The sequence below is a fragment of the Nonomuraea sp. NPDC049750 genome (genome assembly GCF_040659625.1).
Classification (GTDB): domain Bacteria; phylum Actinomycetota; class Actinomycetes; order Streptosporangiales; family Streptosporangiaceae; genus Nonomuraea.
This window is the reverse complement of the sequence record NZ_JBFANB010000002.1, coordinates 290,229-307,329: the sequence shown is the minus strand read 5'-3', so window position 1 is coordinate 307,329 and position 17,101 is coordinate 290,229. Positions and strand designations below refer to the sequence as shown.

Sequence of the window (17,101 nt, the reverse complement as noted above, 5' to 3'; positions counted from 1 at the left end):
TCCAGGTTCTTGTATACAGTCTCCTAAAGCTCGTCCCCCGGAGGCATCATGAGACCCAGGCTGGTCTTGACGCTCGCCGTACTCCCCATAGCCCTGACGGCTTGCGGTGGAGGCGGTTCGAGCGGCACCCCCGTCGCCCCGTCAGTGGCCGACGCCACGTCCGACAGCCGCGCCGTCAAGAGCGGCGGCACCCTGAACATCGCGCTCAACGCCGACCCCGACGCGCTCGACCCGAGCGTGTCCACCACGCTGGTGGGCCGCGAGGTGTTCGCGAGCATGTGCGAGAAGCTCTTCGACATCGACGCGAAGGCCACGCTGGTCCCGCAGCTCGCCACCGCCCTGCCCGAGGTCTCGGGCGACGGCAAGGAAGTGACGATCAAGCTGCGCGAGGGCGTGAAGTTCAACGACGGCACCGCCTTCGACGCGGAGGCGGTCAAGAAGTCGCTGGATCGCCACCGTACGTGGGAGAAGTCGGCCCGCCAGGCCGACCTGGCCGCCGTGTCGAAGGTGAGTGTGGTCGATCCGGCCACCGTCAAGCTCACGCTGACGCGCGCGTTCACGCCGCTGACGGCGCAACTCGCCGACCGCGCCGGGATGATCATGTCGCCCAAGGCGCTGGAGGCGGCGGGCGACAACTTCGGCGCCAGCCCGGTGTGCGTCGGGCCGTTCAAGTTCGCCGCGCGCACCTCCGGCAGCCAGATCGTGCTGGACAAGGCGCCCGACTACTACGACGCCGCCAAGGTGAAGCTCGACAAGCTCGTATACAAAATCATCGTCGACCCGAACGTACGGGCCGCGAACCTGAAGTCCGGCGACGTCCAGGTGGCCGACCAGCTGGCCACGACCACGGTCAAGGGCGTGCAGGCCGACCCGAACCTCACCGTCGTGTCCGGCGGCGGGCTCGGCTACTACGGCCTGACGATCAACACCGGCAACGCCAACGGCTCCACCGAGAAGCCGGGCACGGTCAGCACCCCGCTGGCCAAGAGCCCGCAGCTGCGCGAGGCGTTCGAGCTGGCGCTGGACCGCGACCAGATCAACAAGACCGTCTACAACGGCCTGTACGAGGCCGACTGCTTCCCGCTGCCCGCCGACAGCCCCTACCGCTCGCCCTCGCTCCAGTGCGCCAAGCGCGACCTGGCCAAGGCCAAGCAGCTGGTGCAGGCCTCCGGTGTGCCGACGCCCATCCCGGTCACGCTGACCACGCCCAACGACGCCACCAACCAGCGTCTGGCCCAGGTCATCCAGCAGATGACCAAGGAGGCGGGCTTCAACGTCACGGTGCAGACGGCCGAGTTCGTCAGCACGCTGGAGCAGGGCAAGGCCGGCAAGTTCGACACCGTGCTCAACGGCTGGTCGGGCCGGGTGGACCCGGACGGCAACCTGTCGAACCTGATCACCAGCCGCGGCAGCAACAACTACAGCGGCATGTCCGACCCCGGCATCGACGATCCGATCAAGGAGGCCGCGGCGGTCACGGAGCCGGCCCAGCGCGCCGAGCTGTACGCCAAGGCGTTGCAGCGGGCGGCCGAGGTGCGCGGCGTGGTGTACCTGTATCACAACAAGTACTACCTGGGCATGAACAAGACCGTCGCCGGTGTCCAGTACTTCAAGGATGGCCTGCCCCGCTTCGTCACCGCTGGGTTCGCCGCCTGATGGTCTGGTTCATCCTCCGCAGAGCGGGCTCGGCGGTGATCGTGCTGTTCCTGGCCAGCATCCTGATCTTCCTCGGGATCAGGGCGCTGCCCGGGGACCCGGCCGTGGTGATGGCCGGTGAGGAGGCCTCGCCCGCGATGGTCGAGGCGATCCGCCACGAGTTCGGTCTGGACAAGCCCCTGCCGGCCCAATACCTCGACTACGTGGGCCAGACCCTGTCCGGCAACCTCGGCCGCTCCACCCAGGATCAGCTGCCGGTGGCCGACATCCTGGCCGAGCGGCTGCCGGTGACGCTGGAGCTGTCGGCGCTGGCCCTGCTGGTGGCGATCGTCGTGGGCCTGGGCGCGGGCATCGTGGCCGCGATGAAGCGGGGCCGGCTGCCCGACTACGTGGCCACCGGCTTCGGCCTGGCGGGGCTGTCCGTGCCGCACTTCTGGCTGGGGCTGCTCGGCATCCTGCTGTTCGCGGTGACGCTGCGCTGGCTGCCCGCCTCCGGGTACGTCCCGTTCACCCAGGACGCTGGCCAGAACCTGCAGCGCATGATCCTGCCCGCCCTGGTGCTCGGCACCGGGTTCGCGGCGATCCTGATGCGGCAGACGCGCTCGGCCATGCTGGGCGCGCTGTCGGCCGACTATGTGCGGACCGCCCGGTCCAAGGGCCTGTCGGAGGCCAAGGTGGTGGGCGCGCACGCGCTGCGCAACAGCCTCACGACCGTGGTGACCGTCCTGGGCCTGCAGCTCGGCGCGCTGATTAGCGGCGCGGTGGTGACGGAGCAGATCTTCGTCATCCCCGGTTTCGGCAAGCTGACCGTGGACGCCGTGCTCACCCGCAACTATCCGGTCATCCAGGCCGTGGTGCTGATCACGGTCATCGGGTACGTGCTGGTCAACCTCCTGGTCGACATCGCCTACGCCTTCCTCAACCCCCGCATCCGGTTGTCGGGGGGCGGGCATGGCTGACACGCTGGCCGTACCGGTGACGACGGGCCGGGCCGATCGCCGCCGCAGGCTGTGGCGGCGCTTCAGGCGGCGCCCGATGCCGATGGCGGGGCTGGTGCTCGTCGCCGGGTTCCTGCTGCTGGCGCTGCTCGGACCCCTGCTCACCGGCGATCCGTCGGCGCAGGACTACACCGCCACGCTCGCGCCACCGTCGGGCGCGCACCCGCTCGGCACCGACGACCTGGGCCGCGACGCCCTGGCCAGGATCGCGCACGGGGCGCAGGTATCACTGCAGGCCGGCGTGCTGTCCACACTGCTGGCCATGGTGATCGGCATCCCGATCGGGCTGGTGGCCGGGTTCTACCGGCGCTGGCTGGACCCGGTCGTGATGCGGCTGGTCGACGTGACGCTGGCCTTCCCGTTCCTGGTGTTCGCGGTGGGGCTGGCGGCGATCATCGGCCCCTCACTCAAGGGTGTGGTGCTGGCGCTCGGCTTCTCCCAGTTGCCGGCGGTCATCCGGATCACCCGCGGCGAGGTGCTGGCGATCAGGGAGATGGACTACGTGGCCGCGGCCATCGCCGACGGCGCCACCGACCGCCACATCCTGCTCCGCTACGTGCTGCCGAACTGCTCCAGCCCGCTCATCGTGCAGGCCACGGTGGCGATCCCGGCGGCGATCATCGGTGAGTCGACCCTGTCGTTCCTGGGCCTGGGGGTCCAGCCGCCGACGCCGTCGTGGGGCGTGATGCTCACCACCGCCCAGCAGTACCTGGACGTCGCGCCCTGGCTGGCGATCTGGCCGGGACTGATGATCGCGCTGGCCACGCTCGGCTTCAACCTGCTGGGCGACGGGCTGCGTGACGTTCTCGACCCGAGGAGCGGCCGATGAGCCTACTCGAGATCACCGACCTGACCGTCGACTTCGACACCGAGGACGGCCTGGTGCAGGCGGTCAGGGGCATCTCGCTCGAACTGGGCGAGGGCGAGATCCTGGCGCTCTGCGGCGAGTCGGGGTGCGGCAAGTCGGTCACCGCGATGTCCATACCGAGGCTGCTGCCGCCGGACACGACCAGGCTGTCGGGCTCGGTCAAGCTCGACGGCCGTGAGCTGACCACGCTGCCCGAGTCGCGGATGCGGCAGATCAGGGGCAAGGACGTGTCGGTCGTCTTCCAGGAGCCGATGACCTCGCTCAACCCGTCGTTCACGGTCGGCTACCAGATCACCGAGGTGCTGCGCCGGCACGAAGGTCTCTCCCGCAGGGCCGCGCGGGACCGCGCGGTGGAGCTGCTCGAACTGGTCGGCATCCCGCTGCCCGCCCGCCGGATCAAGGAGTATCCGCACCAGCTCTCGGGCGGCATGCGCCAGCGGGTGATGATCGCGATCGCGGTGGCCTGCTCGCCGCGCGTGCTGATCGCCGACGAGCCAACGACCGCGCTGGACGTGACGATCCAGGCGGGCGTGCTCGACGTGTTCCGCGACCTGCGCGACCGGCTCGGCACTGCGGTCATCCTGATCACCCACGACCTGGGCGTGGTCGCCGACATCGCCGACCGGGCCATGGTCATGTACGCGGGCCGGGCCGTCGAGCAGGCGCCCGTCACCGAGCTGTTCGCGCGGCCGCGCCATCCGTACACGCTGGGCCTGATGAACGCCCTGCCGTCGGCCGCCGTGAACGGCCGGCTCGCCGAGATCCCCGGCATGGTGCCCTCGCCGCTGACGGACCCGGACGAGTGCGCCTTCCAGGCGCGCTGCGGCCGCGCGCAGGACGATTGCCGAAGCAGAAGACCCCAGCTAGAGCCCCAACTGCCGGACGATCATCTGGCGGCCTGCTTCCACCCGGGAGGGCGGTCGTGATCCTGGAGATCGACAACCTGGTCAAACACTACGGCCAGGTACGCGCCGTGGACGGCCTGTCGCTGAGCATCGGCCAGGGCGAGGTGCTCGGCCTGGTCGGAGAGTCGGGCAGCGGCAAGTCGACCGTCGGCAAGTGTGTGCTGCGGCTGACCGAGCCCACCTCGGGCGGCATCCGGCTCGACGGCCGCGACATCACCCACCTGTCGCGCCGGGCCATGCGCCCGCTGCGCAGGGACGTCCACATGGTTTTCCAGGACCCCTACTCCTCGCTCAACCCGCGCTTCACGATCGAGCAGATCGTCGGCGAGCCGCTGCTGCACCACGGGATCGCCAGCCGACGCGAGGCGGGCGGGCAGGTCGCCGCCATGCTGGAGCAGGTCGGGCTGCGCCCGGAGATGAGGTCGCGCTTCCCGCACGAGCTGTCCGGCGGGCAGCGGCAGCGGGTAGGGCTGGCCCGCGCGCTCATCCTGGAGCCCAAGCTGGTGGTGGCCGACGAGCCGGTGTCCGCGCTGGACGTGTCGGTGCAGGCGGCGGTGCTCAACCTGATCACCGACCTGCAGCGGGAGATGGGCTTCTCCTGCCTGTTCATCACCCATGACCTGTCGGTGGTGGAGTTCCTGGCCGACCGGATCGCGGTGATGTACCTGGGCAAGATCGTGGAGTCCGGGCCGACGGCCCAGATCTTCGCCGAACCCCGCCACCCCTACACGCAGGCGCTGCTGTCGGCGGCGCCGGTGGCCGACCCGGTCAGGCAGCGCGAGCGGCGCCGGATCGTGCTGGGCGGCGACGTGCCGAGCCCGGTCGATCCGCCCGCCGGCTGCCGCTTCCACACCCGGTGCCCGCTGGCGTACGACGCCTGCCGGACGAGCGAGCCGGCACTGACCGACCCCCGTACGAGCGGCCACCCGGTCGCCTGTCACCTGGTCACGGCCGATCACGTGCCCGACGCAGCCGTAAACCGATGAAGGGACGCAGTTTGTTCACCACCAGGCCCGAGCTGACCGGAGACTTCGGCATGGTGGCCAGCACGCACTGGCTGGCCTCCGCTACCGGCATGAGCGTGCTCGAACGCGGCGGCAACGCCTTCGACGCGGCCGTCGCCGCCGGGTTCGTCCTTCAGGTGGCGGAGCCGCACCTGAACGGGCCCGCCGGCGAGGTGCCCATCCTGCTGTGGAGCCAGGACGAGGAGCGGGTGTCGGTCGTGTGCGGGCAGGGCGTCGCCCCCGCCGCCGCCACGATCGACCGGTTCACCGGCCTGGGGCTCGACGTGGTGCCCGGCACGGGGCTGCTGGCGGCCACCGTGCCCGGGGCGTTCGGCGGCTGGATGCTCATGCTGGAGCGCTGGGGCACCTGGACGCTGGCCGACGTGCTCGAACCCGCCATCCACTACGCCACCCACGGCGTCCCGGTGCTCGACCGGATCGCCGCCACGGTCTCGTCGGTCGAGCGGCTCTTCCTCGAGGACTGGCCGACGTCGGCCGCGACCTGGCTGCCGCAGGGGAAGGTGCCGGGAGCCAAGCTGACCAATCCCGTGCTGGCCGCCACCTACCGCAGGCTCGTCTCCGAGGCGCGGGCCGCGTCGAGCAGCCGCGAGGGGCAGATCGCGGCCGCCCGCGACGCCTGGTACCGGGGGTTCGTCGCCGAGGCGATCGCCCGGTTCAGCGCCGAGACCGCCTGGCGCGACAGCTCGGGCGAGGTCCACGGCGGCCTGCTCACCGGCGACGACCTGGCGGGCTGGTCGGCGTCGGTCGAGGAGCCGGTCACCTTCGACTACCACGGGCACACGGTCTGCAAGACGGGCCCGTGGGGGCAGGGACCGGTCTTCCTGCAGCAGCTCGCCCTGCTGTCGGGGTTCGACCTGGACGCGATGGGGCAGCTCAGCGCCGACTACGTGCACACGGTGATCGAGAGCGCCAAGCTCGCCTTCGCCGATCGCGAAGCCTGGTACGGCGACACCGAAGTACCGATGGCCGACCTGCTCGATGGCGAGTACAGCGCTAAGCGGCGCGCGATCATCGGCGTCGAGGCCAGCATGGAGCTGCGGCCGGGCGCACCAGGCGGGCGCCCGCCTCGGCTGCCGGTGTTCCCCGGTGCCGGCACGGTCAGCACCGCGCCGGGCATCTCGGGCGTACGGTCCGGTGTGGGCGAGCCCACGGTCGGCTCCGACGGCTCCACCCGTGGCGACACCTGTCACGTGGACGTCGTGGACCGGCACGGCAACATGGTCTCCGCCACGCCGAGCGGCGGCTGGCTGCAGAGCTCGCCCACGATTCCGGAGCTGGGCTTCTGCCTCGGCACCCGGGCGCAGATGTTCTGGCTGCAGGAGGGGCTGCCCGCCTCGCTGCGGCCGGGCACGCGCCCGCGCACCACGCTGTCGCCGTCGTTCGCGCTGCGCGAGGGCAAGCCGTGGCTGGCCTTCGGCACACCCGGCGGCGACCAGCAGGACCAGTGGAGCCTGAACTTCTTCCTCTCCCTCGTCCACGGCCGGCTCAACCTGCAGCAGGCCGTCGACGCCCCCATGTTCCACTCCGAGCACTTCCCCAGCTCGTTCTTCCCGCGCGGCTCCCGGCCGGGCGTCATGCACGTGGAGAACCGGCTGGACCCGGCGGTGGTCGCCGAGCTACGGCGGCGTGGTCACCAGGTGGAGGTGCAGGGGCCGTGGTCGCTCGGCCGGCTCAGCGCGGTCGCCCGTGACGGCGACTTCCTGAAGGCCGCCGCCAACCCGCGCGGCGCCCAGGGCTACGCGGCCGGCCGATGATCGAGCTGTCCGAGCTGGCCTTCCTGGCCGGGGCGGGCCTGCTGGCCGGGGCGGTCAACGCCCTGGCCGGCGGGGGCACCCTGATCTCCTTCCCGGCGCTGCTGGCGCTCGGCTATCCGAGCATCACCGCCTCGGTGACGAACGCGGTGGCGCTGTGGCCCGGCTACCTGGGCGGTGTCCTGGGTTACCGGGCCGAGCTGCGCGGGCAGCGGCGCCGGGCCACGGTGCTCTCGGCCACCACCGTGCTCGGCGCGATCGCGGGCAGCTCAATGCTGCTGCTCACACCGGGGCGGCTGTTCGACTCGCTGGTGCCGTGGCTGGTGGCCTTCGCCAGTCTGGCGCTGCTGGCGCAGCCCTGGCTGCGCAAGCGCTTCGAGGGCGACGGACGGGAGGGCACCAGCGGGCTGGTCCACGTCGGGGTGTTCCTCGGCGGCTGCTACGGCGCCTACTTCAACGGCGGCATGGGGGTGCTGCTGCTGGCGGTGCTCGGGCTGTTCCTGCATGACGACCTGCATCGGGTCAACGCCGTGCGGGCGACCCTGTCACTGGTGATCAGCACGGTGTCGGTGGTGGCGTTCTCGCTGTTCGGGCCCGTGCGGTGGGAGGCGGTGGCGGTGGTGGCGCCGGCGAGCCTGGCGGGTGGCTTCCTCGGCACCCGTCTGGCCCGGCTCATGCCGCCCGCCGTGTTGCGCGGCGTCGTGGTCGTCTTCGGGCTTGGCGTAGCCACGGTTCTCGCCCTGCGCTGACCGGTCAGGCGACCGTGGCTTCGATCAGGTCGTCCACGACCGCCGCCAGGTGCCCGGTGCGGGCGTGCGCCCTGCGCTGGCGCTCCGCTCCGGAACCCCGGCCGAGCAGCCGGTCCAGCCCTTCTTCGACCACCGGCAGATCACCGGCCTCGGCCGCGGCGTCCCGTACGTGCTCCAGAAGACGACCCGCCATCACCCGCGCCGGCACCAGCACACCCTCACGCACGTCGAGACTGTCGCCGCCCAGGCCGTCACGCGCGGCTCGCCAGTAGGCGGCCCGTATGACCTCCGACGGGATCGGCAGCCCGCGGTCACCGTGCGCCACGGCGGCCAGCGCGGTCACGACCAGGCTGCGGATCAGCCCGATGATGGTGAGGCTGTCGCTGACGTCCAGCGGCACGTCGGCGACGCGCACCTCGATGGTCGGCAGCGAGGGTGACGGGCGCGCGTCCCAGTACACCGTCTTGGGGTCCATCAGCGCGCCCGACTGCGACAGCGCGCGCAGGGCCAGCTCGTAGTCGGCGTACGACGGGAAGTACGGCGGAGCACCCGAGACCGGCCAGCGGCCCCAGCTGATCACCCGCCAGGACGCGTAGCCGGTGTCGCGCCCCACGAAGAAGGGCGAGTTCGCGGCCAGCGCGATCAGCGTGGGCAGCCACGGGCGTAGGTGATTGCCGACGTAGACGGCCTGTTCCTCGTCGGGGACGTCCACATGCACGTGCAGGGCGCAGATGCTGAGCTCGTCCTGCAGCGCGCGGTAGAGAATCCGGCCCTGCTCGTAACGGACGTCGTCGGTGAGCGGAATCGGCACCACGTCACCGAGTACGGGAATGCCGCTGGCGACCACGGCCAGCCCGCACGAGCGGGCCGCTTCGGCCACCTCCTTGCGCGCGGCCCTCAGCCGCGTGCCTAACTCACCGAGGTCGGCCGAAGGGGCGGTCCGGGCCTCGACCTGGAAACGGGTGATCTCGTGAACGACGTCTAGGACGTCCGTCGCGGCGGCCAACACCTCTGCCGCCCGGGGAGCCACGTGGCGCGACCAGGGATCGACGATGAGGTACTCCTCCTCGATCCCGATAAGAGGAGTCACATCCCTTTTATGCCCCTTTTCCGCTAGGCAAAGCGGTGCGGGCCATAGAGTGCGTACGGTCTTCCCTCGGCGAGCGCCCAATACCGGTCGCCGAAGGACCAGTGCCACCACTCCGTCGGGTAGTTGACCAGGCCGACAGGCTCCAGGGCGTCAGCGAGGATCTTGCGATGGGCGCGGGCGTCGGCCGAGATGTTCGTGGCGTCCATGTAGCAGGCGCCGTCGCTCTCCTCCGGGTTGTCGTTGACCTGGGTGCCCATGTCGTACTCCGTGCCGTCGGGTGCGGTGAGCGTCAGGTCGACGGCGGCCCCGGCGGTGTGCGGAGCCACCTCGACTGGCGACACATACCGACTCGCCGCGATATATGCCTCGTCAGGCGACATTTCAGGGAAGGCGGCGCGCAGCCCGTCGCGGTACTCCTCGAAGATGCGGCGCTGCGTGTCGATCGGCCGGTAGCCCTCGACGATCAGCAGGTGGAAGCCGTCGGGCAGCCGCCGCTCGGCCCGCTCCAACCGCGCCAGCAGCCCGGACCGCAGGTGCGCGAAGGCACCCGCACGGTCGGCCATCCGCTCGTCCACGCGCAGGCGGCCGCGTACGTCCGCCAGTTCCTCGCCGTTGTCGCGCACCGGGATGGCGGCGACGCGGGGATCAGAGATCAGCACGATGTCGCTCATGGGCTGCCACATAGGCAGAAATTCTCACACAGTGTCGGAGAAAACCTGATCTCGGGCCTGCGCCAAGGCGGCGACCAGGGCGCCGCGCAGCACCGGATTGCCCGCCACCCCGGTCGTGACGACCTTGGGCCGGGTCGGGCAGAACCGGGCGACGGCCTCCTCGACCTTGGCGGCCAGGCGTTCGCCGCCCGCGCGGCCGACGTCGCCGCTGAGCACGATCAGGCCGGGGTCGAGGACGACCGTCACGGCCGCGGCCCCCACCGCCAGGCGCGCCGCCACCTCGTCCAGGTACCCGTCGCAGCCGTTGCGTACCTGGTCGGGGACCGTGGTGCCGAGCACGCCGTGCGTGGTGGCGAGCCCGCTCAGCGCGTCGTGCCCGACCAGTCGCTGAAAGGAGCCCGAGGTCGGCTGCGTCACGTCGACGGGCAGCGGCTCGCCCGGCACGGGCAGCCAGCCGATCTCACCCGCGGTCCCGGTGATGCCCCGGTGCAACCGCCCACCGAGCATGACGCCCAGCCCTTGGCCGACACCCGCCCAGATGACCACGAAGTCGTCGTGTCCGGCGGCGGCGCCGTAGCGGTGCTCGGCCAGCGCGACCAGGTTCACGTCGTTCTCGATGATCACCGGGACGCCCAGCGTCTGGCGCAGGCTGGCCAGCACGCCGACGTGCCAGGCCGGCAGGTCGCAGGAGAAGCGCACGTCGCCGCTGCCCGGATCGACCACGCCCCTGGTGCCGATCACGAAGGCGCGTAGCTGTGACAGGCTGACACGGGCCGAGGCGCAGGCCCGCTGGACCGCGGAGTGCACGGCCTTGACCGGATCCCCGTCCGCCGGGTTGACGGTGACCTCGACCACGATCTGTCCGGTGATGTCCGCCACACCCACGGTGAGGCTGTCGGGCAGCACTTCGAGCCCGGCGACGTACGCACTGGACGGGTTCACCGCGTACAGGGCCGCGTGCGGACCCCTGCCCCCCGCCCGCTCCCCCGCCACCCGGACGAGCCCCCGCTCCTCCAGCCGGGCGAGCAGCTGACCTGCGGTCACCTTGGACAAGCCGGTCCGCTCACCGAGCTCCGCACGGGTCAGCGGCCCGTCCTCCAGGAGGAGTTCGAGTGCCGTGCGGTCGTTCAACCGGCGGAGCAGCCGAGGGATCCCCGGGCTTCGGCTCATCGACGCGCTCCCTCTCGTCACGAATGGCTAACGGGCGTTTTTTTTAAGAAAGTTTCTTGTTAGTTTAGCAGCAGTCGTTCGGACATGCAGATCAGCCTGGTGCGGACCGCAAGCGAGCACCCGGGAAGGGAGAACCCTGTGAGGATCGCGCAGATCACCGCCACTACGGTCACCACGGCCGCTCTGGCCCTGGGCCTGGCCGCTTGTGGTTCCGGCGGGACGCCCGCGGCTTCGCCGAGCGCGGCGGCCTCCGCCCCCGCGTCCGGCCCCAAGTACGCGGGCAAGGAGCTGACCTTCTGGCGCCTGGGCGACAGCAACCCCGCCGCGCAGAAGTACACCGACGAGCTGGTCGCCGCCTTCGAGCAGCAGACCGGCGCCAAGGTGAAGGTCGAGTGGATCCCGTGGCCGCAGGTGAACGACAAGTTCACCGCCGCGGCGGCCGGTGGCACCGGTCCCGACGTCACCGAGATCGGCAACGACCAGGTGCCGCTGTGGCAGAGCCAGGAGGCCCTGGAGCCCGTCACCGACATCGTCGCCTCGGGCGACCAGGCGCAGATCCCGAAGAACCTGATGGGCCTGGAGACGATCGACGGCGAGACCTACGCCGTGCCGTGGGGCGGCGGCAGCCGGGCGGTCCTGTACCGGGCCGACTGGTTCAAGGAGCTCAAGATCGAGGTCCCGAAGACCTGGGACGACCTGGTCGCCGCAGCCAAGAAGATCCAGTCCAAGAAGGGCAAGGACGTCGACGGGTTCGCCTTCAACGGCGGCTCCGACGCCAACCACCTGCTGGGCGCCCTCGCCTGGACCGCCGGCGGCGACTACGCCGTCAAGGAGGGCGACAAGTGGGTCGGCAAGCTGACCGACCCCGCCTTCAAGGCCGGCTTCGCCCAGTACACCGGCCTGGTCACCGACGGCCTGTCCAGCAAGTCGCGGCTCACCCAGAACACCACGGACATCCGTACCCGCTTCGCCAACAACAAGGTGGGCATGTACCTCACCGCGTCGTGGGACCTGCCGGGCATCGACGAGGACAGCAAGGGCAAGCTCAAGGGTGACAAGCTGGCCTTCTTCCCGCTCCCGTCCAAGGACGGCGGCGAGGCGCAGTCCTTCCTGGGCGGCAACGACATCGCCGTGTGGGGTGGCGCCAAGGAGAAGGACGCGGCCAAGGAGTTCGTGAAGCTGGCCTCCGGCAAGGAGTGGGGCGACAAGTACGCCAAGGACGGCGGCCTGCTCCCCGTCTACCCGGACGCCCTGGCCGCGCTGGCCGGCGACCCGGCCCAGGCGCCGTTCGCCGCCGCCTTCGCCAAGGCCAAGGCCTTCCCGGCCAGCCCGCACTGGACCGAGGCCAACGAGACCAAGGCGGTGCTGCAGAACGCGGCCCGCACGGTCATCGAGGGCAAGTCGTCGGCCGACGACGCGCTGGCCAAGGCCAACAAGGAGCTCGAAGACATCCTCAACGCCGCCTCATAGCCTTATGACGAACACCTCGACGCTCGCCAGGGGTGGCGGCCAGTCCTCCACCCCGCGGCGGCCCAACTCCCACCGCCCGGCCCGGGCCAGCGGCCTGCCCACCTGGTCGGTGCCGTACGTGCTGCTGATCCCCGGCCTGCTGGTGATCGGAGCGCTGCTGCTCTACCCGCTGTTCCAGGTCGGGATCATCGCCTTCCAGAAGGTGGGCCTGGTCCAGATCAGCGGCAGGAAGCCCGCCACCTGGGTCGGCTGGGACAACTTCACCCGCATCTTCGACAACGAGATCTTCTGGTCCTCGCTGCGCAACACGCTCGTCTTCGCCGTCCTCGCCGTGTCGCTGACGCTGATCGTCGGTACGGCGGTGGGCGTCCTGCTCAACAAGCTCGGCAGAAAGATGTCCACGTTCGTGGTGGTCGGCATCATGTTCGCGTGGGCCGTGCCGCCGGTGGCGCAGGGCGTCATCTGGAAGTGGCTGTTCGACGCGGAGGCGGGGGTCATCAACTGGGCGCTCAACCTGCTGCCCGACTGGCTGTCGAGCCTGCTCTTCGGCCGGATCGACTGGACCGGCCAGCCCTGGCTCAACGACGCGTGGTCCATCTACATGGTGCTGATCATCTGCGTCGTCTGGGCGAGCTTCCCGTTCGTGGCCGTCTCGGTGCTGGCGGGGCTCAAGGGCATCCCGGCCGAGCTGTACGAGGCCGCGCGGGTGGACGGGTCGTCGGCCTGGCGGACGTTCAGGAAGATCACCTTTCCGCTGCTCAAGCCGGTCTTCGCGGTGCTGACCGTACTGTCGATCATCTGGGACTTCAAGGTCTTCTCCCAGCTGTACGTGCTCATGGGCGGTCCATCGAACCGTGAGGCGTTCAACCTGTCGATCTACTCCTACGCCGAGGCCTTCCGGCCGCCGCCCAAGATGGGCTCCGGCGCGGCGATCGCCCTGGTGCTGACCGCGATCCTGCTGGTCGTCACCGCGGTGTACGTCAGGCAGCTCGTCAAGCAGGAGGAGATGTGAGCCCGCTCGCGCGCAAACAACTCGGCAAGATCGCGCTGAACGCGGCCGGGCTGCTGGTGTTCCTGATCGCGATCTTCCCCGTGTACTGGATGGCCTCGACCTCGTTCAAGGCCAACGACCAGATCTTCACCACCGACTTCATCCCGTTCCCCACCCATTTCACCTTCGAGCACGTCGACCGGGTGCTGAGCGAGGGCGTGGCCGGGCACTCGATCTGGCTCTACATGCGCAACAGCGCCATCGTGGCGGGGGGCACCGTGCTCATCGGGGCGGTCTTCTCGCTGCTGGCGGCGACCGCGGTGGCCCGCTTCAGGTTCAAGGGGCGCAACACGTTCCTGATCCTGCTGCTGATCGTGCAGATGATCCCTTCCGAGGCGCTGCTCATCCCGCTGTTCCTGAGTGTCAAGCGGCTCGGCCTGTACGACCAGCTGGCCGGCCTGATCCTCGTCAACGTGGGGCTCACGCTGCCCTTCGGCATCTGGATGCTGCGTACGTTCGTCGCCGCCGTGCCCAAGTCGCTGGAGGAGGCGGCCTGGATCGACGGCGCGGGGCGGATGACCACCTTCTGGAAGGTGCTCTTCCCCCTGGTCGCGCCGGGTCTGGTGGCCACCAGCATCTTCTCGTTCATCACCGCGTGGAACGAGCTGATCTTCGCGCTGGTCCTGATGAGCGGCTCGGAGGGCTACACGATGCCGGTCGCCATGCAGTACTTCTTCGGGCAGAAGGGCACCGACTGGGGCGCCATCATGGCCAGCTCCACGATGATGACCATCCCGGTCGTCGTCTTCTTCCTGCTGGTTCAGCGCCGCATGGTCTCCGGTCTGGTGGCCGGGGCCGTCAAGGGCTGACCGACCCACGCATCTTCGTGCGGCTTCGCCGTGCCCGAAAAACCATTGATGAGGAGCTATGAGTCAGAGTGATCGGGGGCTGCGCCGCCTCGCGGCCGGCACACTGCTCGTCGCCTTCCAGGGCACCACGGCGCCCGACTGGGTGCTGCGCGAGCTCGAGAACGGCCTGGGTGGTGTCACCCTCTTCGGCTTCAACGTCGCCGCCCCGGACCGGTTGCGGGCGCTGACCGCGTCCCTGCGCGCGGTCGGCGAACCTGTCATCTCCCTGGACGAGGAGGGCGGCGACGTCACCCGCCTGGCCTACCACGTCGGCAGCCCGTACCCGGGGAACGCGGCGCTGGGCGCGGTGGACGACGCCGAGCTCACGCACCGGGTCTACCGAGCGATCGGCTCGGAGCTGGCCGCCTGCGGCATCAACCTGGACATGGCGCCCGACGCCGACGTCAACACCGAGGCCGACAACCCGGTGATCGGCACCAGGTCGTTCGGCGACGACCCCGAGCTGGTGGCCAGGCACACGGTGGCCGCCGTCCAGGGCCTGCAGTCGGTGAACGTCGCCGCCTGCGTCAAGCACTTCCCCGGCCACGGCGCCACCCGGGTCGACTCGCACGTGTCCGTGCCCGTCGTCGACGTCACGCTCGACGTGCTGCGCGAGCGCGAGCTGGTGCCGTTCCGGGCGGCGATCGGCGCGGGGACCAAGTCGATCATGACCGCGCACGTGGCGGTGCCCGCGCTGACCGGCCCGACCCCGGCCACGCTGTCGCCCGCCGCACTGACCGAACTGCTCAGGGGCGAGCTCGGGTACGACGGCGCGGTCATCAGCGACGCGATGGACATGCACGCCATCACCAAGAGCGTCGGCCTGGCCGGGGGCGCCGTGCTGTCGCTGACCGCGGGCGCCGATCTGCTCTGCCTGGGGCCGCTGCCCTCCTACGACGACGTGCGGCACATCGTCGACGAGATCGTCGCGGCCGTACGGGAGGGGCGGCTGCCCGCGGCCCGGCTGGAGGAGGCTGCGGCCAGGCTGGCGGCGCTGCGCGAGTGGTTCGGCTCGCCCGCTTCGCCCTCGGTCGAGCAGAACGGGGTCGGCCTGCACGCCGCCAGGCGCGCGGTGCGGCTCACGGGCGTGACGGAGCCGCTGGTCGAGCCGCTGGTGATCGAGGTGGACACGCCGCCGACCATCGCCGTCGGCGACGTGCCCTGGGGCGTGGGGCCATGGCTGCCCCAGGCCGAGATCATCCGGGTGAAGCCGGCCGACGCGGACGTGCCGGTGCTGCTGGCGAAGGCCACTCATCGGTCGCTGGTCCTGGTGATCAAGGACGCGCACCGCAACGAGGCCAGCCGCGAACTCGTCTCCGCCCTGGTGACGGCCCGGCCCGACGCGACGGTGATCGAGATGGGGCTGCCGATCTGGCGGCCGGACAGCGCGGCCTACATCGCGACGTACGGCGCGGCCCGCGCGAACGCCCAGGCGGCCGTGGAACTGCTCACGGTTTGAGGAGTGCCTCGCGGGCCTGGTCCAGGGCCGCGAGGACGGCGCCGCGCAGCACCGGGTTCTTGTCGGTGACCGTGGTGGTGACGACCTGGGGGCGTACGGGGCAGATGCGGGCCACGGCCTCCTCCACCCGGGCGGTGAGCGCGGTGCCACCGGCCTGGCCCACCTCGCCCGCCAGCACGACCAGCCCCGGATCGAGGATCACGCAGACCGCGGCCACGCCGAGCGCGAGCCGGTGCGCGATCTCGTCGAGAAAGGGCTCGCCCTCGGCTCCGGCCGCCATGGCGACCTTCACGCACTCCCCGGCGCTCTCGGCCGTGAACCCGTAGCCCTCCGCGAGCTCGCCCACGGCCTCGGCGCTGACGAGCGACTGCAGGCCGCCCGCCAGCGAGGGCAGGCGACCCGGCTCGTTGCGAATGTCCTCGGGCAGCGGTACGCCGGGCACCGGCAGGTAGCCGATCTCGCCCGCGCTGCCCGAACGGCCCCGGTGCAGCTTGCCGCCGAGCATCACCGCGAGACCGAGACCACGGGCGGACCAGAGCAGCACGAAGTCGTCCAGCCCCTGGGCGGCGCCGTCGGCGCGCTCGGCGATCGCGGCCAGGTTGACGTCGTTCTCGATCGTCACCTCGCGCTTGAGGTCACCGGCGAGCGCCTCGTGGATGCCCTCGTGCCAGCCGGGCAGGTCGAAGGAGAAGCGCACGTCGCCGCTGCGCGGATCGACCACGCCGGGGGTGCCGATGACCACGCCGCGCAGCCGGCCGATGCTGATCTTGGCGCTGCGGCAGGCCTTCATGATCGCGCCGTGCACCACCGAGACCGGGTCGTCGAGGTCGGCGGGGTCGACGGTGACCTCGGCGATCGTCCGGCCGTGGATGTCGGCGACGGCCGCGGAGATCAGCTCGGGCCCCACCTCGAGCCCGGCCACGTAGGCGCTGGAGGGGATGACGGAGTAGAGCGCCGCGTTGGGGCCGCGCCCGCCGGCCTGCGTGCCGACGACCTCGACCAGCCCGCGCTCCTCCAGCCGGGACAGCGTCTGCGAGGCGGTGACCTTGGACAACCCTGTCTGATCGCCGATCTGCCCCCGCGTCATCGGGCCCGTGGCCAGCAACAACTCCAGTGCGGCCCGGTCGTTGATCTCCCTGAGCAGTCTGGGCACACCAGGGCGTCGCTCCACGCTGAATCCCACCGTCAAATCGAAAAGGTTGTTGGAAGTTTAGCGCCCTGGACCTTGCTTATCACCGCAGGTGAACACGAGGATGTCTCACGATCATCCCCTCTGTCCTGCGCCGCCTCGGCAGCCCACTGATCGCGGTGTCCGCGCAGGCACCGCGCCTGCCGCGCCGGGATCGACCGCCCATTCTGGCGACGTTGCGCATAACCAGTGTTGACCAGG

General features: G+C 70.6%; 15 protein-coding genes. 11 read left to right on the top strand and 4 right to left on the bottom strand.

Annotated elements, in window-relative coordinates; translation table 11 throughout:
* The first annotated feature begins 48 nt into the window (after positions 1-48).
* The 7 genes from AB0J16_RS06650 to AB0J16_RS06620 are packed head-to-tail and all read left to right on the top strand — an operon-like array spanning position 49 to position 7,952.
* Positions 49-1,656 carry an ABC transporter substrate-binding protein gene (locus AB0J16_RS06650; RefSeq protein ID WP_358535377.1) on the top strand — a complete coding sequence of 536 codons (1,608 nt, stop codon included), beginning with the start codon at positions 49-51 and terminating at the stop codon, positions 1,654-1,656.
* Positions 1,656-2,615, top strand: coding sequence for an ABC transporter permease (locus AB0J16_RS06645; RefSeq protein ID WP_358535375.1), 960 nt, complete (start codon positions 1,656-1,658; stop codon positions 2,613-2,615). The genes AB0J16_RS06650 and AB0J16_RS06645 overlap by 1 nt, the downstream gene beginning before the upstream one ends.
* Positions 2,608-3,483 (top strand): ABC transporter permease, encoded by an 876-nt coding sequence (locus AB0J16_RS06640; RefSeq protein ID WP_358535373.1) that lies wholly within the window; start codon positions 2,608-2,610, stop codon positions 3,481-3,483. Before AB0J16_RS06645 ends, AB0J16_RS06640 begins: the two co-directional genes overlap by 8 nt.
* Positions 3,480-4,448, top strand: a complete 969-nt coding sequence (locus AB0J16_RS06635; protein WP_358535371.1) for an ABC transporter ATP-binding protein — start codon at positions 3,480-3,482, stop codon at positions 4,446-4,448. The genes AB0J16_RS06640 and AB0J16_RS06635 overlap by 4 nt, the downstream gene beginning before the upstream one ends.
* Positions 4,445-5,413, top strand: coding sequence for an oligopeptide/dipeptide ABC transporter ATP-binding protein (locus AB0J16_RS06630; protein ID WP_358535369.1), 969 nt, complete (start codon positions 4,445-4,447; stop codon positions 5,411-5,413). Before AB0J16_RS06635 ends, AB0J16_RS06630 begins: the two co-directional genes overlap by 4 nt.
* Positions 5,410-7,206 (top strand): gamma-glutamyltransferase family protein, encoded by a 1,797-nt coding sequence (locus tag AB0J16_RS06625; RefSeq protein WP_358535367.1) that lies wholly within the window; start codon positions 5,410-5,412, stop codon positions 7,204-7,206. The genes AB0J16_RS06630 and AB0J16_RS06625 overlap by 4 nt, the downstream gene beginning before the upstream one ends.
* Positions 7,203-7,952 carry a sulfite exporter TauE/SafE family protein gene (locus tag AB0J16_RS06620; protein ID WP_358535365.1) on the top strand — a complete coding sequence of 250 codons (750 nt, stop codon included), beginning with the start codon at positions 7,203-7,205 and terminating at the stop codon, positions 7,950-7,952. Before AB0J16_RS06625 ends, AB0J16_RS06620 begins: the two co-directional genes overlap by 4 nt.
* Before the next feature lie 4 nt (positions 7,953-7,956).
* Here AB0J16_RS06620 and AB0J16_RS06615 read toward each other — a convergent pair whose 3' ends face one another.
* Genes AB0J16_RS06615 through AB0J16_RS06605 form a run of 3 tightly spaced genes read right to left on the bottom strand, consistent with a single transcriptional unit; the run spans position 7,957 to position 10,883 of the window.
* A complete protein-coding gene (locus AB0J16_RS06615) occupies positions 7,957-9,042 on the bottom strand; it encodes a glutamate--cysteine ligase (RefSeq protein WP_358535363.1) in 1,086 nt (361 codons plus the stop codon).
* A 23-nt stretch (positions 9,043-9,065) separates the two neighbouring features.
* On the bottom strand, positions 9,066-9,713 hold the full coding sequence (locus tag AB0J16_RS06610) for a M15 family metallopeptidase (protein ID WP_358535361.1): 648 nt from the start codon (positions 9,711-9,713) through the stop codon (positions 9,066-9,068).
* 24 nt (positions 9,714-9,737) lie between these two features.
* Entirely contained in the window at positions 9,738-10,883 is a 1,146-nt protein-coding gene (locus AB0J16_RS06605) for an ROK family transcriptional regulator (RefSeq protein ID WP_358535359.1), read from the bottom strand.
* A 138-nt stretch (positions 10,884-11,021) separates the two neighbouring features.
* On the opposite strand from AB0J16_RS06605, the gene AB0J16_RS06600 reads away from it, so the two are divergent.
* From AB0J16_RS06600 to AB0J16_RS06585, 4 genes are read left to right on the top strand one after another with little or no spacing between them, the layout of a single operon-like run.
* Positions 11,022-12,353, top strand: coding sequence for an extracellular solute-binding protein (locus AB0J16_RS06600; protein WP_358535357.1), 1,332 nt, complete (start codon positions 11,022-11,024; stop codon positions 12,351-12,353).
* A gap of 4 nt (positions 12,354-12,357) precedes the next feature.
* A complete protein-coding gene (locus AB0J16_RS06595) occupies positions 12,358-13,365 on the top strand; it encodes a sugar ABC transporter permease (RefSeq protein ID WP_358535355.1) in 1,008 nt (335 codons plus the stop codon).
* Complete coding sequence (locus AB0J16_RS06590) at positions 13,362-14,213, top strand: carbohydrate ABC transporter permease (protein WP_358535353.1); 852 nt, start codon at positions 13,362-13,364, stop codon at positions 14,211-14,213. The genes AB0J16_RS06595 and AB0J16_RS06590 overlap by 4 nt, the downstream gene beginning before the upstream one ends.
* Before the next feature lie 58 nt (positions 14,214-14,271).
* A complete protein-coding gene (locus tag AB0J16_RS06585; RefSeq protein WP_358535351.1) occupies positions 14,272-15,711 on the top strand; it encodes a glycoside hydrolase family 3 protein in 1,440 nt (479 codons plus the stop codon).
* Here AB0J16_RS06585 and AB0J16_RS06580 read toward each other — a convergent pair.
* Positions 15,701-16,882, bottom strand: a complete 1,182-nt coding sequence (locus AB0J16_RS06580) for an ROK family protein (protein ID WP_358535349.1) — start codon at positions 16,880-16,882, stop codon at positions 15,701-15,703. The two genes, AB0J16_RS06585 and AB0J16_RS06580, sit on opposite strands and share 11 nt — an antisense overlap.
* Positions 16,883-17,101 lie beyond the last annotated feature (219 nt).